The 21,948-nt window shown below is 44.0% G+C and carries 17 protein-coding genes; 7 read left to right on the top strand and 10 right to left on the bottom strand.

Features of this window, described 5'->3' with window-relative positions; genetic code table 11:
• Window positions 1–4: 4 nt before the first annotated feature.
• From cbiB to C7475_RS03335, 3 genes are read right to left on the bottom strand one after another with little or no spacing between them, the layout of a single operon-like run.
• Complete coding sequence (cbiB, locus tag C7475_RS03345) at window positions 5–940, bottom strand: adenosylcobinamide-phosphate synthase CbiB (RefSeq protein WP_110051032.1); 936 nt, start codon at window positions 938–940, stop codon at window positions 5–7.
• The gene (locus C7475_RS03340) at window positions 922–1,947 is read right to left on the bottom strand and encodes a histidinol-phosphate transaminase (RefSeq protein ID WP_110051030.1); all 1,026 of its coding nucleotides are present in this window, start codon (window positions 1,945–1,947) and stop codon (window positions 922–924) included. The genes cbiB and C7475_RS03340 overlap by 19 nt, the downstream gene beginning before the upstream one ends.
• The gene (locus C7475_RS03335; protein WP_110051027.1) at window positions 1,944–3,422 is read right to left on the bottom strand and encodes a cobyric acid synthase; all 1,479 of its coding nucleotides are present in this window, start codon (window positions 3,420–3,422) and stop codon (window positions 1,944–1,946) included. Before C7475_RS03335 ends, C7475_RS03340 begins: the two co-directional genes overlap by 4 nt.
• Before the next feature lie 29 nt (window positions 3,423–3,451).
• On the opposite strand from C7475_RS03335, the gene C7475_RS03330 reads away from it, so the two are divergent.
• The 4 genes from C7475_RS03330 (at window position 3,452) to C7475_RS03315 (ending at window position 10,155) form a co-directional block, all read left to right on the top strand.
• Window positions 3,452–4,747: a cobyrinate a,c-diamide synthase gene (locus C7475_RS03330; RefSeq protein WP_110051025.1), complete on the top strand. Its 1,296-nt coding sequence runs from the start codon at window positions 3,452–3,454 to the stop codon at window positions 4,745–4,747.
• Window positions 4,748–5,175: 428 nt separating this feature from the next.
• A complete protein-coding gene (locus C7475_RS03325; RefSeq protein ID WP_199236162.1) occupies window positions 5,176–6,282 on the top strand; it encodes an acyl-CoA desaturase in 1,107 nt (368 codons plus the stop codon).
• Window positions 6,283–6,599: 317 nt separating this feature from the next.
• Complete coding sequence (locus C7475_RS03320; RefSeq protein ID WP_110051023.1) at window positions 6,600–8,807, top strand: hypothetical protein; 2,208 nt, start codon at window positions 6,600–6,602, stop codon at window positions 8,805–8,807.
• Between the two features lie 142 nt (window positions 8,808–8,949).
• On the top strand, window positions 8,950–10,155 hold the full coding sequence (locus tag C7475_RS03315; protein WP_110051021.1) for an MFS transporter: 1,206 nt from the start codon (window positions 8,950–8,952) through the stop codon (window positions 10,153–10,155).
• A 2-nt stretch (window positions 10,156–10,157) separates the two neighbouring features.
• Here C7475_RS03315 and C7475_RS03310 read toward each other — a convergent pair whose 3' ends face one another.
• Window positions 10,158–11,234: an alpha/beta fold hydrolase gene (locus tag C7475_RS03310; protein WP_110051019.1), complete on the bottom strand. Its 1,077-nt coding sequence runs from the start codon at window positions 11,232–11,234 to the stop codon at window positions 10,158–10,160.
• 160 nt (window positions 11,235–11,394) lie between these two features.
• The gene (locus C7475_RS03305) at window positions 11,395–11,868 is read right to left on the bottom strand and encodes a glycine zipper family protein (protein ID WP_110051017.1); all 474 of its coding nucleotides are present in this window, start codon (window positions 11,866–11,868) and stop codon (window positions 11,395–11,397) included.
• A gap of 232 nt (window positions 11,869–12,100) precedes the next feature.
• On the opposite strand from C7475_RS03305, the gene C7475_RS03300 reads away from it, so the two are divergent.
• A complete protein-coding gene (locus tag C7475_RS03300) occupies window positions 12,101–13,624 on the top strand; it encodes a right-handed parallel beta-helix repeat-containing protein (RefSeq protein ID WP_110051015.1) in 1,524 nt (507 codons plus the stop codon).
• A gap of 204 nt (window positions 13,625–13,828) precedes the next feature.
• Here the strand turns inward: C7475_RS03300 and C7475_RS03295 are convergent, their stop codons facing one another.
• The 3 genes from C7475_RS03295 to C7475_RS03285 form a co-directional block, all read right to left on the bottom strand.
• Window positions 13,829–14,632, bottom strand: a complete 804-nt coding sequence (locus tag C7475_RS03295) for a hypothetical protein (protein ID WP_110051013.1) — start codon at window positions 14,630–14,632, stop codon at window positions 13,829–13,831.
• Between the two features lie 175 nt (window positions 14,633–14,807).
• Window positions 14,808–15,164, bottom strand: a complete 357-nt coding sequence (locus C7475_RS03290; protein ID WP_110052796.1) for a nuclear transport factor 2 family protein — start codon at window positions 15,162–15,164, stop codon at window positions 14,808–14,810.
• Between the two features lie 53 nt (window positions 15,165–15,217).
• Window positions 15,218–15,814 carry an AraC family transcriptional regulator gene (locus C7475_RS03285; RefSeq protein ID WP_158286406.1) on the bottom strand — a complete coding sequence of 199 codons (597 nt, stop codon included), beginning with the start codon at window positions 15,812–15,814 and terminating at the stop codon, window positions 15,218–15,220.
• A gap of 254 nt (window positions 15,815–16,068) precedes the next feature.
• Between C7475_RS03285 and C7475_RS03280 the strand changes: the two genes are divergently transcribed.
• Window positions 16,069–16,605 (top strand): ATP-binding protein, encoded by a 537-nt coding sequence (locus C7475_RS03280; RefSeq protein ID WP_110051009.1) that lies wholly within the window; start codon window positions 16,069–16,071, stop codon window positions 16,603–16,605.
• 124 nt (window positions 16,606–16,729) lie between these two features.
• Here the strand turns inward: C7475_RS03280 and C7475_RS03275 are convergent, their stop codons facing one another.
• Entirely contained in the window at window positions 16,730–18,442 is a 1,713-nt protein-coding gene (locus tag C7475_RS03275) for a glycosyl hydrolase family 28-related protein (RefSeq protein ID WP_110051006.1), read from the bottom strand.
• 284 nt (window positions 18,443–18,726) lie between these two features.
• Here C7475_RS03275 and C7475_RS03270 point away from each other — a divergent pair, with 284 nt between their 5' ends.
• Window positions 18,727–19,668, top strand: coding sequence for a phosphodiester glycosidase family protein (locus C7475_RS03270; protein WP_110051004.1), 942 nt, complete (start codon window positions 18,727–18,729; stop codon window positions 19,666–19,668).
• A gap of 22 nt (window positions 19,669–19,690) precedes the next feature.
• On the opposite strand, the gene C7475_RS03265 is transcribed toward C7475_RS03270, so the two are convergent.
• Entirely contained in the window at window positions 19,691–21,505 is a 1,815-nt protein-coding gene (locus tag C7475_RS03265; protein WP_158286405.1) for a DUF262 domain-containing protein, read from the bottom strand.
• Window positions 21,506–21,948 lie beyond the last annotated feature (443 nt).

The raw sequence follows: 21,948 nt of genomic DNA, 5'->3' as shown, positions 1-21,948 counted from the left end.
CCCATCAATATTTTGAGACATAAGTTATTAAGCAAACTGCTACTATAGTCACTGTATGGTTCACATAACTCACTTTCTTTAACTCATCATGCGCAATCTCCCGTGGCGTATCTCCTATATACGGTTTGACCACCACCTGCCCATGATAAGTGTTCGGGCCTCCGAAGCGGCACTGTAGTATACCTGCCAAGGCTGCTTCCGGATAACCTGAATTCGGGCTTGCATGCTGATGCCCGTATTTAAGAATATATACTGCCCCACGTTTACTGAAAGTCACCAATACCATTAAGAACGCTGTTAACCTGGCGGGGATATAATTAACCACATCATCCAGCCTGGCTGCAAATTTTCCGAAGTAGAAGTACCGCTCGCTTTTATACCCGATCATAGAATCGAGGGTATTGATCAATTTATAAACCATCATAGCAGGTAACCCGCCGATAGCATAGTAGAATAACGGCGCGATGACACCATCACTTAAATTCTCTGATAAGGTCTCAAATACCGCTGTCCGGATCTGATTCTCATTAAGCGCACTTGTTTGGCGCCCTACGATCCATGACAGGCGTTTGCGGCCTGCATCAAGTCCCTGGTTCGCTAATGTGTCAAACACTTCTTTACCTTCCTGTAAAAGGCTTTTATTGGCCAGACTGTAAAAGACAAAGATGCTGGTGAAGATGTAGTATGTTACGGTATTGAACGTTAGCAGCCAGTGCTGCATGAAATAGAAGAAGCTGAATATCAGTGCGCAGAGAACGATTGTCAGTAATGCGCCTTTCAGTAGTTTGAATGTTCCTTTATTTAATATTGTTTCACCTTTAGCTATGACATTTCCGAATAGACGGATGGGATGCGGTAACCATCTTGGATCACCAAGTAAGAGATCCAGTAGATAGCCTGCTATTAATGGAATGGTTGTCATCATAAACTGTCCATCCATGACTTGATCGCTTTAACGAGTAATAGATTTTGTTCTTTACGCTGTGTCGCGATACGGAAGTGCTGTGGCGTGAGGCTTTTGAAGTTGGAAGCATCCCTTATCAGCAAACCGGCTGTTTGTAAGAGGAACAGCTTCAACTCCGCCGCAGTACCTTTGGGCGTCTGACAGAGAAAGAAGTTAGTATGTGTTTTCCTGATGGAGATATCACCGATATTATTCAAAGCGCTGATCAGTTCAAGTGCATTCCATGTCAGTGTCGAAACGGGCAATACCATTTCATCCCGGTGTTGTGCAATGAACAATCCTGCCTCAATAGCCAGTGTATTGACTGACCAGGGCATTTTGGAGGGAAGGATATTATTGATAACAGCTTTATTACTGAGTATATAACCCAGCCGTAATCCGGGTATGGAGTATGTTTTAGTGAGCGACTTAATAATGATGAGGTTAGGATATTCATCCAGGGAGGGGACCATCGAGATAACATCCACCGTAAAATCAACATACGCTTCATCGATCACGAACATAGTTGCCGGGTGATGATCTAAGAGCTTTTTTATCGTTTGCGGATGAAGTATTGCCCCTGTAGGATTATTGGGATTGCCGAAAAATACCAGATCTGTCTGAAAAACTGTATCCGGGCGAAGATCATCCCAATGCAGATGATTTATTTGCAGATCATTGGCCCGGCAGCCGTCTTCATATTCAGCAAAAGCAGGTATAATAATAGTAGCTGATTTTCTACGATATGCATGTGCTACCAGGTAAAAGGCTTCTGTTGCGCCATTTGTAACCAATACCTGTCCGGGCTTTATGCCATGCCAGTCTGCTAAAGCAGCTTGTAAGCGCTGTGCATTGGCTTCCGGATAATTATTGATCTTATGCAGGCAATGAGTAAGGTGATTGTTTAATTTATCAGAAAACCCTTCGTAATATACATTAGAGCTGAAGTCAGCAACGATGTTATAATTAAACAAATATCTGTCGTCTCCGTGGCCGGTGATCATCTGTCTCTCTTTAGTTGTCTGTAAATATAATCCATGTCTATATGCTCACGCAGATGTTGCGCCAGCTTGTCATACTGCGCATCCTTGTAAGCCAGGTAATCGAAAGGGACGGAAGATCGCTTTGTTGTATGATCTTTCAGCAGATCATCTATCACTACAGCATTGTCTAGAATACCGTGAATGTAGGTGCCCCAGCAACGTTCATTCAGTATATATCCCTCTTGATTGCCGCTACTTGTATTGTTGAGGGGACTTTCAGCGCTGGTAGCTGTGCTGATACCCATATGGATCTCATAACCGTTACAGCGGTCAGCATTGCCTTTATAGTAAAAGTGACATTGTTCCGTTACCTTATTTTCGGTTAACACTGTTTTGACAGGAAGGATACCTAGTCCGGGCATCGATTCTACCATACCTTCTACATGATGCGGATCTTCTATACTGCTGCCCATCATCTGGTAACCACCACAGATGCCAATCACTGTTTTCCCATTCTTATGTGCCAGTACAATAGCTTTTGCTACACCATTATTCTTGATGTCGATCAGATCGGCAATCGTATTCTTACTGCCGGGCAGGATAATGATGTCTGCTTTTTCAATATCAGCCGGGTTATTACTATAGAAGAGGTGAACGCGCTCATCCTGTTCCAGTACGTTGAAGTCGGTGAAGTTGGACAGGCGGTTGAGCAGTACAACGGCCACATTCACTTTGCCGGATGCGAAATCGTTGTGTTTATGTTCAAGTCCGACGGAATCTTCTTCTTCTACATAAATGTCTTTTCGGTAAGGGATAATGCCAATAACAGGAATGCCGCAAAGCTCTTTCAGCATGGTTTTACCAGTATCGAAGAGGCGGGCGTCGCCCCGGAATTTATTAATGATGATGCCTTTGACAAGTTCCTTTTCTTCCGGTGGTAACAGTGCTATGGTGCCATAGACACTTGCGAATAATCCGCCCTTGTCAATATCGCTCACGAGGTATACGTCGGCCTGCGCATGTAAAGCCATACGCATATTAGTAATATCGCGGTGTTTCAGATTGAGTTCACTGATGCTGCCTGCGCCTTCCAGTACAACGGGGTTATACTTCGTATGGAGGCGATCGTACGCTGCTTTGGCTTCTTTGAAGAGTTCCTGTTTGTTATTGCCCATGAAGTAGTCGTAAGCCGACTGATTGCCTACGGGTTTACCCAGTAATACGACCTGGGAGGCTTTATCGCTGGTAGGTTTCAACAACACCGGGTTCATATCGGTACTGCAGGGGATCCCGCATGCCTCTGCCTGTACGGCCTGGGCGCGTCCTATCTCGAAGCCGTCGGGTGTGGCATAGCTGTTGAGCGACATGTTCTGTGCTTTGAAAGGAGCGGGATGGTAGCCATCCTGTTTGAAGATGCGGCAGAAGCCTGTATTGATAAAACTTTTGCCAACATCCGATGCAGTGCCGGCAAACATGATGGACCTTAGTTGCTGCATAAGATTGCGAATGTACTATCTTTGACCGAATGAAGCCACAGTTTTTAATTGCAGCACCATCCAGTAATTCCGGCAAGACGACGATCACATTAGGTCTGTTAAGACTGTTGCATAACAGAGGCTTAAAAGTACAGCCGTTCAAGTGCGGCCCCGACTACATCGATCCTAAACATCATTTCCTGGCAGCCCATTCCCAGAGTATTAACCTGGATACGTTCATGATGAGCGAAGATCATGTGCGGTCCTTGTATGCAAAATACAGCGCCGATGCGGATGTAGTGATCACCGAAGGTGTAATGGGCCTGTTCGACGGCGCAGACAGGATGAAGGGGAGTAGTGCGGAAATAGCTATGTTGCTTGACCTGCCGGTGATACTGGTCGTGAATGCCAAAGCGATGGCTTATTCAGTAGCGCCGCTGATCTATGGCTTCATGCATTTTAATCCGCAGGTACGTATAGCCGGTGTGATCTTCAACTTTGTGAATACGGAAAGCCATTACCAGTTCCTGAAAGACGCCTGTGAAGATCTGGGTGTTACTCCGCTGGGGTATGTACCGGCGAATGATGATATTAAAATCCCATCCCGTCACCTCGGACTGGCCATCTCTCCTGATAACGACTACAACGCTATCATAGAAAGGGCTGCCGCTCATATCAGCAAGACAGTAACAGTAGAACAGCTGCTTGAAATCACGCAGAACACCGTTCCTGCTGTTCCTGTTCCAACCATATTGCCACCTGCCCGTACTTTGGAAATTGCGGTAGCGATGGATGATGCGTTTAACTTTACTTACACTGAGAACCTGGAGATATTGAAGCAATTAGGGGAGGTTACTACTTTTAGTCCCCTGGACGACTGGAAACTACCGGCAACGGACCTGCTATATCTTCCGGGCGGGTATCCTGAATTGTTCCTTGAGAAATTGTCAGCTAACCTTACCATGCGGGAATCGATCCTTGATTACTGCAACAACGGGGGAAAGGTCATTGCCGAATGTGGGGGTATGATGTACCTCGGGGAGACCCTGGCGGACAATACCGGTAAAGAATACCCGATGATTGGCTTTTTAAGCCTTAAAACGACGATGAAGGACGCGCGACTGTCACTCGGTTACCGTGATATAGAAATGGGCTTAAATCGCTTTAAAGGGCATGAATTTCACTATTCTGGTTTTACGGAGCAGGAACCCCTGGAACGGATCGGCAAGGTTTACAACGCCAGGGGGAAGGAAGTGCTGACCCCGGTATACCGGAAAGATAATGTAATTGCGTCCTATATACACCTCTATTGGGGGGAGAATCCCGGCTGGTTCCAGCTTTTTTGACTTAGTTACTCCTGTTTCAGCTTGCATGTACCCGGGGTTATTGAAGCATATTAGAGTGGGAATATCAAGCTACCGCATGAACTTTTTAACAAAGTAAATTTGACCCTTTGAACAAAGTGGCTTGAATTACAGTCAGTTACCTTTGTATTCAATTAATACAGTTATTGCTAACAGTGTAACTGAGTTGTAGGTATAAGCGATACACCGGCATATTTCTATGCGGGTGTTTTTATTTAAGACAAACCGGTGGATTTTCGGTATTTTTCAGGTGAAGGGCATAAAAACAAATTAATCGGCAAGCTTGTTGAATGCTATAGCGGTCATCTTTCCGGATTGCATCTGATCTTTTGCCCGATTTACCGGAACCGGCCATATGTTAACAGCACAATATTAGAGAGCGTTTATAAAATACATTCTAAGCATACTACATGGAAAAACTGGATATTGTGCGTTTTGCTCCCCGTGGCGAGAATAGCTTTATGGAAACCGTGACAGGCAGGGTTAAATCTTATTTTACTGCTAATGGTATTTCTCCTTACGCCAACACTGGCATGTGGGCTAAAACAGTGATCATGCTGCTGCTGTACTTTGTGCCTTACCTTTTAATGGTAACAGGCCTGGGTGCAAACAATCTCTGGGTATTTATGGGACTTTGGTTTATGATGAGCTGGGGAATGTGTGGCATAGGTACCGCTGTCATGCATGATGCAAATCATGGGGCTTATTCTCCTAACAAAAAAGTGAACGGTTTTATCGGTCACATTTTGGAGGTGATCGGGGGATATACCGTTAACTGGAAGATCCAGCATAACGTATTGCATCACACTTACACGAACATTACGGGACTGGATGAAGATATTGATAGTATTGTCCTGCTACGTTTTTCGCCGAGACAGAAGTGGTATTGGTTTCACCGGTATCAATATCTGTACATCTGGTTTTTCTATACTATCATGACACTGTTCTGGATGACCGTTAAAGATTATTTGCAGGTAGTTAAATACAAACGGCATGATCTGCTGATCAAACAAAAAGTTTCTCTCAAAGAAGCGCTGTTCCGGATCTCGATTTACAAAGTAGGATATTTTGGTTACATCATCGTACTTCCCATATTATTTTCCGGGCAGCCCTGGTATTGGGTACTGGGTGGATTTGTGTTGATGCATTTTGCTGCCGGACTTTTCCTTTCCTGTGTTTTTCAACCTTCTCATGTCGTGGAAGCATCTTCATTCTCTTTACCGCTTGGTGATGCTGGTAGCAGGCATATGGAAGATTCCTGGGCTATTCATGAACTGGCCAATACCACCAATTTTGCACCACGCAGCCGTTTTCTTTCCTGGTTCATTGGCGGACTTAATTTCCAGATCGAGCATCATTTATTTAGCGGCGTCTGCCATGTACATTACAAAAAGATCGCTCCTATAGTCAGAGCTACAGCGGCAGATTTTGGCCTGTCCTATAATGTAAAACCGACTTTCTTCAGGGCGCTTCTTGCCCATGCCAGGATGCTGAAACTCCTGGGTGAGAACAAATAAGTATCTGATGTTCGCGCAGTAGTGCAAAACTGAGCCGGGGAGAAGAACAGTATTTTCTACCGGGAATCCAGGTATTAATACGCTTGCCGGAACATCTAATTTGACTGAACTTTACTTTACAGATAAAGCAGTATTCAGAACATTGCCCAATAGCCACAACATTGACCCCGGAAACAACAGCAAACAGTACAAACACATAACCTCAACAATTTAAGATCTACAGACCCGGAACGATCCATTGTCATGTACCGTCCTACGCACATTATGCGTTGGCCATGAGCTGCTTTTTTAGTTTTTAACCTCAAAAAATTATTCAAATGGACAAAGCAATTGCAACAGACAACCTTTCTGAACAGCAGGTCAAAGTCTACCTGGAAAACCGTAAACTTTTGCTACTCTCTAAATTCCTGCCGCAGCAAACAGCCAGTATCACTTATTGGGAACAGCTGCTCTGTGTGGGATTTAATCCCGATGTTTCCCGGCTGGAAGCGGTAGTACGGATCAAACAACCTGCCGGCTATAGCGGCGGATTATGCAGTGCCGGTTCTCATGAATTCGTACGCTTCTTTGTCGACTATCACGATGGCGCAGGATTTCAGGATGCTGGTCTGACCAGCTTCAAAGTATCTGACATACCTGATGCAGTGCCGCATACCAAACATCCGCTTCATTACATGGTATACATATTCCTCAATGATGAAGCGCACCGCAGGTTTACCAATTGTGATACAGCGATCATTCCCACCGTCAGAGCCGTGTTATCCTGGAATAGTATTCCTTCTGTAAACCCCGCCGACATTCCTCACTTTGGTAATGTTGTGAATGCAGATATCCAGTTGAAGAGAAAGAGGATCATCTTCTGGGGAGACCTTATCAAAGAATTGGGCATCCAGGAAAAGCTGGATGTATTTCCGCAGGTAGATGAAGAATTCAAATTACCGGTTATCGATAAACCATTGCCACCGGTAGAACAATTCTACAAAATGTACAAGGGGGCAGGTGTTGAAGATCACCGGACCTTCTACAGCAGCCTGATACCACAGTTGCCGGAGGTTGCCAAACAAGCCAGCGGAGCGCCTGTGTTCGACCTTGACATCATCAGTAAAATAGGTGTTAACATTGCCGACCTTACGAAGGTGATCACGAATCCGATATTCAGTAATGATAAGGCGAACGTAACATATGAAGAACTTACCTGCGTAGGTCTTCACACCAATTCGGATACATTGGGTGCAGTCATCAAACTAAAGAAAACGACTGGTTTCAGCGGAAACCTCTGTACCGCAGGTTCAAAAGAATATGTGGCCTTCTGGGCGGACTGGAACAACGACGGTACTTTCGACGAATACCTCGGCACCACCAGCGTTACTGTGCATGACATCAGCAACATGCCTAAAGATGGCTTGTTCTATAATGTGGCTTTGCCCTTAGACTTCTCCAAACGACTGAAAAGCTGTGAGTTGCCAAACGTTGTAAGGATACGTGGTGTAATGTCATGGCAGACATTGCCTTCCACCACAGATCCGAATGCATTGAACTTCTACGGCAACCGTATAGATGTACGGGTACAGATCAGACCAGGTGCGCTGGATGGCGGCAAATTGGGTATCAACCTGTTTGACGTGAATGGCGTGGCGCTCAGCAACATCGATCAGGCAGGTATTAGTACGAGAGGGCTTGCGTACAGCAGCGCTGTGTTCCCCGGAGCAGCATATTCATTCGGAGGACTGATCAAACTGAGTGGTATGTTCACCAACAGCGGTGCATCGGGCACAACTTTCTATAAAGTACAGTTCCTCGATACAAGTGGCGGCACCTGGCAGGATGTGATGGATAAACAGAAGTTCCAGATCATCGAAAGCAGCATCTTAACACTACATGACCAGGACCCATCATTAACAGGAGGCTGGCTGACCTATCTGCCAGCGGTACCTTCGAAAGCAGAGAAACTGTCATTGCTGGCATTCTGGGATAGCGGCAACAGGAACGGCCTGTATAAGATCAGGGTATTATATACCAAAGATCCGTTGCATGCACCTGCAAACATCAGTTACTCCGCCGAAACATATGTATACCTCGACAACACAGGTTACACTGTTAACGGAGCACCATCGGCCACACTCGATCCTGCCAGTACGCTGGATGTGATCATTGCCGGAGGCGATTGCAAATTCTATAATAAGGGAGATGTTATCAGTGGACAGCTGAAAGTGATAGACCAGTTCTTCAGCAACTGGAGCTTCAGTCTGCAGCCTGCGGCACATATTACACCATTAGGTACTCCGCTGAGCACCTTTATCATTCCTTCTTCAAGGTCTTGTGTAAGTCTGGCGGATAACGGAAACAACGGTCTTGCCTTCACCATTGACACGAAGTACCTGCAATCATGCGGATATACCATCCGTTTGAGCGCCACTGACAGGTCGCTGGTAGGGTATAGGATCACTTTCCTGGATGGCTCGTATATCTATAATCTTACCAGCCATTATGCCGAAAAGTACCTCGGATTTGCGGTATTACCTTAAGTCAGGATAGATGGATAGCGAAGCGTGGGGACGGCAAAAGGCTGTTCTCATGCTTTGATGCATATACAAAAAACCGTAAAATATCATTTTTAAATTCCTTCAATGTACAGACCTTTGCCTTGAGAATGGATACCTAACAGAGATGGCAGAAAAGACGAACGTAGCAGCAACACCTGTAAGAGCGGAGCGGGGAAGTCTCCGGTTCCGGCGGATCAAGAACAGTATTTTCCTTTCAGGGCTTTCGGTATTTGCCCAGTTATATTTATTTCAGCCTGTACTACCGCTGTTGTGTAAGGAGTTTGATATCACACCTGCTGCAAGCAGCTGGGCGGTATCTGCGTCTACACTGGGAATGGCGGTAGGGCTATTCATATTTTCGCTGAAAGCGGATGCATTGCCGCGTAAACAGCTGATGGGTTTTGCTATGCTGGCATCGGCGGTACTCACCCTGATATCTGTCTTCATTCATAATTTCCCTTTGCTAATAGCAGTGAGTTTTGTCAGGGGGGCTATACTTTCCGGCGTTACAGCAGTCGCATTAGCTTATTTATCAGAAGAAGTAAGCACCGGTGCATTAGGACTGGCCATCAGTTTATATCTGAGCGGCAATGCTATTGGCGGTATGGCGGGCAGGATCATTGTGATGTTGATAGCCGGATGGGCGGACTGGCGCTGGGCGGCAGTATTTGTAGGAGTTTCCAGCCTGATACTGGGCTTGTTTTTTATGAAGCGTTTACCTGACTCAAAACATTTTGTACCGCATCCTGTCAATATCAGTTATAAGTGGCAGCAGATGGGCGTCTTTTTCCGTCAGCCGGTCATCGTCCTCATTTACTTTGCCGCGCTGCTGCTGATGGGCGCTTTCGTAAGCATCTACAATTATACCGGCTTCCATCTGGAAGCGCCTCCTTTTTCTCTTCCACACTATGTCATAGCCTGTATCTTCCTGATGTATACCTTAGGTGTATTGGGCACGATGGTATCCGGGAGATTATCTGATAAAATAGTTCCCGCAAAACTGATCCGGTTCTTCATCCCGGCTATAGCAGTTGGATTGCTATTGATGCTGATACCACAACTGGTGGCTTTCGTAGCCGGTCTCGGAGTTTTCACGTTCAGCTTTTTCGGCACGCATACGCTTTCCAGCAGGATCATCTCGCAGGAGGCGAGGGAAGGCAAAAGCACGGCTACTTCGCTTTACTGGTTGTTTTACTATGCAGGATCTGCCATCGTCGGTACCGCTACAGGTGTAGTGCTTACCGGATGGGGATGGGACATATTTATCAGCTCACTGCTTTTATTAGTCCTGGGAGGATTTCTGTTGGTTTTCAGAGCCGGAAAAAAATGACCTTAATGTTTTTCTGAGATCTCCAGTAGTTCCTTCAGATAATCGCCCCACACGGCAGGTAAGGAGTTTGTGCCATGACCAACAGTTTTATCTGTAATGGGCAGCAGGATATATCGTCCGTTCTTTACCTTTTTGATCTCTTTTTCCATTACACCAAGTTCCGCAGGGTTAATTTCGTCATCGGCAGAATTGATGGCGAAAACCGGCACTTTGATCTGTGACAGAAATGGAGAGGGGTTGTAGTAACGGGAAGCTTCCAGTGCGTAGATCACATCATTTGCGTCTAGGGAGGCAAGGCTGCCTCTTCTCATCCTGACTACAAGCGAGTCGGCCGATTCACGAGTGGAGGCAGACGATTGCAGTTGCAATGGACTGCTGTTCATAAAAAAGAAAGAAGATAATGCACCTGTCAATCCGAGTACAGGTTGTGACTTGTATTCACCATCCTGCCAGGCCGGGTCCATTTTGATCATATCTATCGCCATTTTGCGCATCATCCTGTTGCGGCCAACAATCGGCGCGGGTTGACAGGCAAGTGGCATTAAGGCGTCCATGAATTTCGGATAAGCATATCCCCATACCCAGGCATGCATGGCGCCCATTGAAGTACCTAATATGAGGCGGAGGTGATCAACACCCAGGTGTTTTGTAAGCAGGCGATGTTCCGCAGTCACCATGTCATTGTAGGTGTATGCGGGAAAGCGCATATGGAGGCTGTCGCTCGGACGGCTCGATTTCCCATGACCAATGGCATCGGGTAGTATGATGAAGTATTTGGTAGCATCCAGTAGCTGTCCGGGACCAAATAACTGACCGGCAAACTGTTTACCCAGGAATCCTGCTGCAGATGCCGTCGTACCGTGCATGATCAATACAGCATTCATGACCTTCCCGTCAGATCCCTTGCGGGGCGTGCCGATGGTATAATAATGAAGGTTCATCAGCGGGAGTTTCTCTCCATTCTCAAAAGTAAAATTTTCAACGGTGTAGGTGCCTTCAGCAGGCGTAGGATAGGACTGCCCCTTTACCTGAACGAACAGAAAAAAGGATAGCAGAAAAGGTAAATACTTTTTCAGCATGACAACGAGCATTGGTTTTGTAACAGGGCGAAAAAGTAGGCATAATCAGGCGTTTTTAATAACCGCTGATCATTTTCTGTGTTCGGACCAGCTATTAAATAGAAAAATCCCGGACATATTACATGTCCGGGACTGGTGTATAAGTTATGTCGATAAGCGATTACTGTTGCTTAGCGGCTTCTTTTTTCTTTTTCTGATGATCAACGATCGCACCGATACCAGCACCTGCACCAGCACCAACTACGGTACCGATAACTGCACCTTTCACACGGTCGTTCTTGTTGATGATCGCACCTGTAACTGCACCGGTACCAGCACCTACAACGGCGCCTTTAGCGGTGTGGCTCCAGCCTTTCTTCTTTTCCGTAGTAGTAGCGGTAGCAGGAGCTTCAGCAGCAGGTGCGCTGTTGTCGTTGTTACCGTTGCTGTGATTTACGGTTGCTGGTTTGCTATTCTCACGAATATTCTTAACTGTCTTCATGGAATCGATGGTGCGCTGTTTAACTTCGTTTACAGCGTTAACAGAGTCTACAGCTTCCTGTTTGGCAGCCTCAATAGCCTCTTCCTGAGATGGTTTGTTATTACAGGCGAATAGCGTGACGATTGTTGCTAAGCTCAAAAATAACTGTTTCATGGCCTGATTTTTTGGTTTGTTCAATTTATACAGTACTAGTAGACAAAACTATGCCATTTTTATCGAATCTTCCTAATTCATCTGTAAATTAATTTGATGTAGATAGCGTTTTTTTATTATCTATTTATTTTTCAGCTATTTATCTCGCGAGGGCGGTCCTTCGTTTCCAGAGTTACGTCTTTAAGATGATGGTGTAACCCTTTAATTGACATAACCCTTAAAACAAACCACTATGAAGAATGCCATTGCATGCCTGGTCATTGCAACCCTGATGTCCTGTAATAAAAAGGACAATGAACTCATCGACAAAGATGTTCATAAAACCCTGGCTATCATTAATTACTATGTGAACGGCACTTCCGGTAATAATGCCAACACCGGTACGTCGGCCGCCGCACCTCTTAAAACCATTCAGGCCGCGTTAGACAAAACCACTGAAGGGGCTGGCGCCACGATCTATGTGGCAGGTGGTACCTACAAAGAACGGCTGATCTGGCAACATTCCGGTGCCTCTGCTGCCGAGCCTATCACACTTACCAATTATTCCGGGGGTACTGTTATTCTCGATGGCGTTGGTGCTACCAACAACACACAGGATGAAATGATCCTGGTGCTTAACAAAAGCCATATCAGGATCAACAATATCCGCATCGCCAATAACATCCGGCCCGGCGCTTTCGGTATCCATATTCATGGCACGGGTACGGACGTCCACATAACCTCCTGCCGGATCTACAACATTGGCTGGACCGCAGATTCTACAGCCATGCCCACCAGCGGGAACAATGCTAATCCGCTGATATTAGTTGGTTCAACGCCCGCTGCCTATACCGAGATATACTTTGGCAGCAACCAGGTATATGCCTGCAACCCCGGTTATAGCGAAGCCATGACCCTCGCAGGGAATGTAGATAACTTCCTGATAGAGAATAACATTGTACACCATAACAGGAATATCGGAATAGATATGAACGGCCATTACGCCTGGACCGGCGCTCCGGATAGCGTGAACTTCGTAAGGAACGGAAATGTCAAAGGTAACGTAGTGTATAATTGTATATCGCCTGCTGCTGTAAGTGGCGGCATATATGTAGACGGCGGCCGATGGATCAATATCGAAGGTAACTACTCCTTCAGCAACGGCGTAGGCATCTCCCTGGGTTCAGAAATGGCTAACAGCACCGCCGAAGGGATCAACGTGCGTAGTAACGTTATTTATAACAATAAAGAGGCGGGGCTGTCCATCGGCGCTAATGCTTCCGGTAGCAAAGTGGCTTATTCTACTATCAGCAATAATACCCTCTTTAAGAACTTCACCAATGGCGGATGGGGAGGTGAGATCGGTCTGCAGAATACCGATCATGTGACGTTCTCCAATAACATCATTCAATCCGCCAACGATATCGTCATCATTAAACTATTAGGTTATACGACTACGAATCTTGCAATGGATTATGACCGGTATTATACAAGTTCAGGAAGTGCGGCTACATTTGACTGGGGGACCGACGGGTTTTATACTACGCTGGCCGCGTTTCAGACAGGTACCGGATTGGATGCGCATGGGACTTATGGTAATCCGTCTTTTGTGAATAATACCGCTGCGGCGTTGAATTTGCATTTGGCCAGTGGGTCGGCTTGTATTAATGCGGGGAATCCGGGGTTTGTGCCGGCATCAGGGGAATTGGACATTGATAAACAGGCGAGGAAACAGAATGGCAGGGTGGATGTTGGAGCGGATGAGACGGCGTGGTAGGGATTTTAAAAGTGCAGGGCCGATTCCTGTTCTGGGAACAAAAAAGGCAAGACCCGCTCTTAGAGTAGGTCCTGCCTTTTTGTTATTGGACTATATTCGTTAATCATCTCAAAACTCACGGTAATAAATAAGCTTTGTGAGGTGAACTGTTAATTGGCGTTGATAAGGCTTCGTTTAATGTCGATCGGTACACTGGCCACCTTACTAGTTTTTCAGTTTTACCAATATTATTGTAAGTATAAAAGCTAATGAGCCTATAAGATATAGCCCTAAAATAAAACTAAGGATGTAGCTCACATTTTGGTTAAACGAAAAAAAAGAAAAAACAAAACTAGGAATTTTCCAAAAGGTCAAATACACACCGAGAATGATTACTATAAAACCCGGCAGCTTTATCAGCCAATTGATATTTTTTTCGTCCCGGGAATATATACTCATGATTTTTGACAGCGAAGTAAGAACAAGAAAGATTGAAATCAGTAATGTTAAGGCGAATGATATAATATTCTTATCGATCAGCATATTGGTTGTCCTCATCACGAGTTCATTGGCTGCACTTAAACCAAACATTGTTTTAATGGCGACCAAAATGTAACTAAGCATTTCAGCTGTAGCCTGAAGAATATTCCCAGGTCCTTTCAGGGTACACAAACTTAATAGTAAGGCCAATAACCAAACCACGGATGGTATAAGGCCAAGGAACAATTGCTTTGTTCTGGACTTATTCAGAAAAGAAAATGGTAATTCTTCTATAGCAATACTTCCCAAATCTTCCTTTAGCATTCCCAATGGTTTGATATAAGCCCCTATTGGCAACCAGCCTAATTGATATATTGTACTATTAATGTTCCTTTTAAGTATGGAAAAACCAGGATTTAAGAAAATTGAAAACTCGGTGATCTTAACCTTCCAAATTTTACAAAGCCATACATAAATAAAGTTGCTAAGCGAAATAGCTAAGAAGATCAATGCACCTAAATAGAAGGCATTATGGCTAAAGTGCAGCATAAGGTTGAAAGTCAATTTATTGGGACAAATAATTACAGACCCTTACTCAAAGGAGAGACAAATATATAATATTTTATATACAAACGAGTGCCTTACGTCCGATACCGGTTTAAAGGGATTTTTTCTTCGGTAATATTTTTCAGGATATCGTTTACTGCAACTTATTACAATCCTTCTAATTGTAATGCCCCATCGCCAGCAATACCTTTCCATCCTCACCGAAAGTAAAAAATTCCGCTGCTTTCTTTCCATTAACACTCGTGTAATAAATGATCACAGTATTCATGCATGATAAAACTTCATGCAGCTCGAAATGAAGATCAGGATATTTCGTCAGGGCCTTTTCCCAATAATTCCGTACGTTTTCCTTTCCTTTCAAACGGCCATCCGGGCTGATGCCCATTTGTAGTATAAAGGGACTGCTCATTTCAAAATCCTCCGTATAATGTTCGAGTACCGCATCAAGGTTGTGGGTGTTCCATGCGGCTACCCATTCGTCCGCAAATTGCAGGGCTTGTTCGCGTGAGATCATATTTTTTTTGATAAAAGTACAGTATAGGAATGTGAGAGGATAGGACAAAAAGGTCAAATTTCTACTTGACCTGGTGTAACGCCGAAGGCCTGTTTGTATCTGCGGATAAAGTAAGATACATCTTCAAACCCGCTGCTATAGCAAGCCTCCTTCACGGATAAACGCTTGTGTTGTAGAAGGTATTTTGCTTGTTGTAAACGTTTTTCGATCATCCATTGACCAGGACTACAGCCTACGTTCTTTTTGAACCATCGTTTAAAAGTACTCAGACTCATGTTGTGAGCGCTGGCGTAATATTGCAGCTGCATACGGTCTGCAATGTGGCAGGCCATGGGACTGAGCAGGGTATCCGCGTCACCAAGCACCAGGTTCAGGCTTACGAAAGGGTCCCGCTTCACGAGGATATCAGAATATAAAATGGAATTTTTCGGAACGAAAAGCGCATCACCAGCTTTCATATCATATCTTTCACCGTTCAGGAAAACCACTTTCCGGCCTTCGCGTACATAAGTAAGTGCAGCGTAAGGCATAAAGAACGCATCCTCGGAAGAGCGGCGGTACTGGCAGAAAGCCATGTTCATTACGGCATCAGCATATAACAGCTCTACCTTTGCCCTGTCCTGGTTGAAGTTTTCATATAGCCGGATCATAGGCCACAAATTACAAAGTCTTCGTGAAAATAGGCTGTCTGATTGAATTGGTACTGCTACCCTGGAGCGAATATCCCTTATAGATATTGATTTTGACGTCAAAGAGGGTCGAAAATTCATTATCTGAGGAGACGCTGTAAATGGATATAGCTTGCTTCTATCGGCAATAGTATGACCAAAGATATGCCAGCAGTAATTATTTTTATGAATAAATAAAGATTATTAGGATTATCTTAAATCGAAAATCAATAGACATGAAGATAGCTGTGATAGGCGCTCACAAGGTTGGCAAAACTACATTGGCAGAAGAGCTACTGGAATATCTTCCTGGGTACACCCTTAACATAGAGCCGTATTACGCACTTGAAGAATCAGGATATATATTTTCAGAAATACCCGATGTCGATGATTTTATAAAACAATTTGAATGCTCGTTAGAGCAGATCTCAAGACCTGGAGACAATATCATATTTGATAGATCTCCAATTGATATTTTAGCATATATCCATGCTATTGATGAAGCCAGGAATATTAAGCCATTATTTGAAACCGCTCAAACAATTATTGCTGGAATAGATCTCCTTGTGTTCGTTCCAATAGAAGATCCGGATTTGATATCCTGCCAGAAGTCAGATCTACCTAAACTTAGATACAGGGTAAATGACATACTGAATGATTGGATATGGGACCTGGATATAAAAACCGTTGAAGTTAATGGCACGCTGGTGAACCGTAGGAACCAAATAATAAAAGAAGTAGTTAATATGGGAGCTGGAACTAATCCTACATAATTAACCTAAATTCTTATTGATGACTAATATAATTTATGCTACCGGGAACATGCTGGTCTTGTTGCCAAAAAGCCCGCCATTGTCGAATCTGGCGGGCTTTTTCTATGGTCTGATTAGGCGATAATTAAAAAACATCTGCAAATACTGCTGTTTCGAATTCACAGAAGACAGCATTACCCACGAAATTATAAGCAGCTAGTGCTGTTAAAGCATCTCCGCTTTCACTTCCTTTCAGGACTGCATTAAACGCTTGCGCAAAGGAGTCTACCCGGTAAAAGTTGATTACTTTGAATGGCTGGTTGTTTTTTGACCACCATTTAAACTTCAGTATGGTATCACCGGAAGCAACAGCTGCGTTACCTAATTTCATATAGAATTTAAGGGTGTTACCTATTCTGTGTACCCTGAGGTCCTGTACAAAGGAAGGTATGACGTCCAGATATCTTCCAGCCCATTCAATGTTGTTTTTGGAGTTCTCATATACTATTCCGGTACTATTATTTGCATAGAATAGCATAGGCTCCACGTCGGAACTGTAATGTAAGTCTCTGATAAAAACATCTCTGCAATACAGTAGCTGGTTAGGCCGTTCGTCTTTTCCAACGGGGTAAATGAAATTTACGTTGTTATTATTGAAACTTACTTTGTCGCAGGACTGCAGGAGGATATTGCCCTCCAGGAAGTTATTCTCAATAACAATATCGCGGAAAGTGCCATATAACTGCGCGCCTATGAGGCGGATGGCAGATTTGTATAAGGTGCCTGTGCCAAATGAAGGAGTGCTGAACTGGCCATAGTCGCTATAGGAATTTACAATGCGTATTCTTTCCCATGTTCTCCAGTTCGTTTCATTAGCAGCGGTTTTTGATTTGTCCCAGAACTGAATGCCACAAAGCGCATTCTTAAAAGCCCTGACATTATCCATTAACAGGTCGGTGATGTTCGTTCCATTGGAATAGCCTTCCCAGTCAACGCCATTGCCATATAGCTTACCGTCTGTTGCTCTGTCTCCTTTGGACCCATGATTGGCTGGTTGAGCGCCAGCAGCAGGCGTGTCCAGGCCGTTGAAGGAAAGTTCTACGTTCTTCAGCTCTACGCCTTTCATACAGTCGCCGCTAATGCCATGCCTTCTGTTCCAGCTGAATCGGGAATCCTCAATTTTAATGTACTCAAACAGATACGTTTCGGTGCCCGGGTCAACCTGTTGGTTTGAGAAAAACTCAAGACCATCGGCTGCACAATATTCAACTTCAACGTTTCTGAATGTAAGATGCTTACAGCTTCCCAGGCATCTAATCCCGTGCCGGCCGCCGTCTTCGGCCGCACTATCAATATTCATATGGTTGTCCCGGTTACCGTTTATATAGATATTTTCAAACAGGATATTTTGTTTTTCAGTTGCCATTCCATCCACTGTTAAGACGGAAGTAAAATCTATGCTTGATCCCGCATGTTGAAATCGAAAGTTTCTTACGGTGGTGTTGCTTTGCACAGAAAGTGGTGATGCTACCAGGTAGGTTCTACCCTCGCCGTCCAGGATCCTGTCTTCTGCTGTTTTTATTGCTTTCTGCAGCTTTGACGTATCATTTGTTGTACCGTCACCTTTGGCACCAAACCATAATGCACTCAGAGGGCTGTTATATAATCGTTTCCATCTTCCTGTTGCCACGTTACCTGATATAAAGATTGTTCCCAGATCTTCCTCTTCAACGGAATTGGCATCCCAGTAAAAATCACCGCCACCTCCGTCTCCGATAGTATAGTAGCCTAATACGTGTACTGTTTCGTTGGCTACAATGGGAGTTGTAGCTAACGCTGAAATTAATTCTAAAGTCATTGATCTTATTTTTTAGGTTAACTGCAAGAATTGACGTCAATTGTAGTATGATTCAAAGTTACATGCTTGCCGCGCATTGAAAGTGCGTAGCCGGTTCCATATACAGCAGTAATAATTTTTTAACATCAAAATCTCTTTTGATTGTTAATCTTTGTTACGTTATAACCTTTCCCATAATTGAAGTTGATACATTAATTCAAAAACAGGGATGCGTAACAGGCCCGAAAAGGTTATCCGATTTATCAGAACAAGCTGTAAAAAAAATATAAAATTACAATAGGACCATGAGTACATTTAGCAAAAAAGGGATTGCTATATTTTGCATCTTCACAGGCATTTCATCCATTTGCCAGGCTCAATTGCATTGGCAACCTTCCGCCAAACATAATGATAGTTTACCGGCGGCAATCAGGGTATATGAAACAACAGACAGCCTGGATGGTCGGCCTTTCCGGGCATTTTATCTTAAGGCGCCGGCGTCAGATCCGTCGCTTACCTTTGAGACACGCACCGGTAACGGAAAACGATACACTCCCGATGAATATGTAAGTATGGAGAGCGGTAAAGTGTATGCAATAGTGAACACCACTTTCTTTTCTTTCGCAGACAACAGCTCGCTGAACATGGTAGTTAGTAAGGGGAAGACTATGGCCGATAATCAACTGACAGATACAATTAAAACATTTGACGGTCATCCGCAGATTATTTACCCTACCCAGGGTGTATTCGGTATCCTTCCCGGTGGTAAGCCGGATATTGCGTGGATCTATCCTGCGGGTAAGAACAAAGAAGCATATGCGTATGATGCACCTAATGCGCCGCAAAACGGGATATGGACCAGGCCGTCCAGGAAAAATGGTAAACGGTGGACAGCCGTCGAAGCAGCAGGCGGTGGTCCTGTATTGCTACCTTACATCAGCAGTGTGCAGGAAAACCGTTTCGCCTGGCACGAAATGGATATGCATCCCCGTACTGCAATAGGTTACACGGCAGATAATAACGTGATCATCCTGGCAGTGGAGGGACGTCATCCCGGAGTGGCTGAAGGTGCTACCCTGATTCAATTAGCCCGTATTCTACGGTCACTGGGTTGTGTAGAAGCGCTGAATCTTGATGGAGGTGGTTCAAGCTCCCTTGTTGCCGGGAACCAGGCAACAATTCTTCCTTCTGATAAAAAAGGACAAAGACCCGTGCCCGCGGTGCTATTGATAAAAGCAGCGGAATAAATAATGTTTTAGAACCTCAAGCCTATTCCTTATCAGCGACTAAAAGTTGATGATGTTCTGCAGCATCAGGTATCCGTTTATTTTTAATATTTGTAAGATCAAGGTCAAGAAGTTTTTCTACCCGGGTACAAAACCATGTCCATCTTCCGTTCAACGCGTCTACACTCCACTCCTTATTATATTTCCCTGAATTGTAGTTATTTACAATAAGTTGTGTTTGTTGGAATGATGTGATCTTACCGTCTTTCGGATTTTCTAAACCTGTGCCGTCATAAGATTTTATTTTTTCCGGGAATGCATAATTTCTTGCTGCAATATTTTTGGCTCCGCTTAATAATGTAAGATTTGCACCGGAGTGTATCCATTCGTCCAGATATGGAATGCCTTTCGCATGCGCCCACTCAGCTATACTATCAAAAGACTGTGGGAGAATATGTTCCGTTTGTATGGAGCGATCTCCCATTTCGAAATACGGAGGATTATCCTGCAATTCATATTCGATCATGAAAAGGAGCGGCTTACACCATGGCTCGAAGTAAATATCACTGTCCAATGCATCTACCGCCCTATTAATTAATTCCTCGGTCAGTTGTTTGTTGATTTCATTTTCTATGAATGATATGTCCCTCTTTTCTTTCAGATATCCGATAAGATTGAATGAAGTTTGCTTGACTTTTGAAAGGGTATAACCTGCGATCCATGCCAGATAGTAATATCTGCGTAAGAGTCTGACAAACTTTTCAGTATTTGCATAATTTACGTGCTGTGCAGTGGTCAGTAATGTACGCCAATAAACACTCCATCTGATATAATAGAGACTGTAAATGATAGTATCAGTACTATCATAAATGCCCGATTTGTAGTGAGAAATGAAGTTTTTGAACTCACTAATGACTGCATTTGGATCTTCTTTGCTGAAGACTTGCTTCAGCTCATCATACAATGATTTTTCAGGATTTTTTCCTAGTTTATAATATTCATACATCACAAACAAGTCGTTCATTGTCTCATTGGTGTCTGTAGCGATGTCCTCACACCGTTTCCAGTCGGCCATAAACTGATCTTCGTAGTGTTTGCGTAATTCTCCATCTTCGCCATACATTTGTTGAATTTTGCCAATAAGCAGACTCTTTATAAGATCGGAGTTAGACAAATCCAGTCCCCTGTCATTCAGCACTTGGAAGAGCTTAATAGCAAAGCCTACGGTATTACAATCAATCCTGATTATTTTAACATTATTAAACAAGTAGTTCATAAAAGCCCCGGCTTGCTCTTTCCCGATCTCTACGAGTTTTTCTTTAAAAAATGCCGCTGTATTTTTGAACTTGAATTTTGGTTCCTGTTCTTTTTTTAAGTCTTTTTGAAATGGCTTTTTATGGGTTATAGCATTGCCATTACGAATAACGAGATCCTGGAAATCACTCGCATGGTTAGCATGTGTTCTTAATCGTAGTCGTTCCAACCGATCATCAAGTTTGATGGAAGACTTAACTGTAAAAGCGCTTACTGCATCAAAATTTTCTGCCGGCAAGTGATCATTCAGATCTGGATAAAGATCCCTGCACACACACATCAGAATGAAAAGTGTAGTTAGGCGTTGCTGTCCGTCTACGATATCCAGGTAACTGGAGGCTTCTTCTGGTTTAGCAGTAATAATTGATCCTAAAAAATAATTGGGTTCAACATCCTGGGCCTCCCGCAGGTCATCCCATAATTTAGATAGTTGATCGTCTCCCCATGAGTAGGGTCTTTGATAGTGGGGAATCTGGTAAAGGGCATCTGTATTTCCTAGTAAGGCTTTGATGCTTAAACTTTGAGGTTTGAAGATGTCGTCCATAGTTTCAATTTTGTAATCTTGTGATGTACAATAAGAAAAAAAGGTAAAAGGGGTTGATAATAAGCCGTACAATTTACTGAAAATCAAATGAAAATAAGTCAAAATACCCAGGTTAGGCATTGCCGGGGGCTAAATTAAACAGAATTTGAGTAATATTTCACAGTATTTACAAGCCCGAAAGCTATACGCTTCTAACTAATGTAACCAGCTGAAAGCTTACGGTATCCCGGTCGGATTCCATTATCATACATCAATCCATAAATAGATATATCTTTGGTTCAAAATCCCTTCCTGGTGAAATACGTCTTACTATCAATAGCCCTGATCTTCAGCTCCATTTTCCTATTATCTGCAAGGATGGTCTATATCTTGCCTATAACTACACCACCTCCGTCTGGCTGTGGAATGGCCGGATTCGCAGGCATGGTCTTCCTGTTTATTTG

This window comes from Chitinophaga sp. S165 (assembly GCF_003182155.1).
In the GTDB taxonomy this organism is placed as follows: Bacteria; Bacteroidota; Bacteroidia; order Chitinophagales; family Chitinophagaceae; genus Chitinophaga.
Note: the sequence above shows the minus strand (reverse complement) of the source record. Positions and strands in the feature narration are given on the sequence as shown.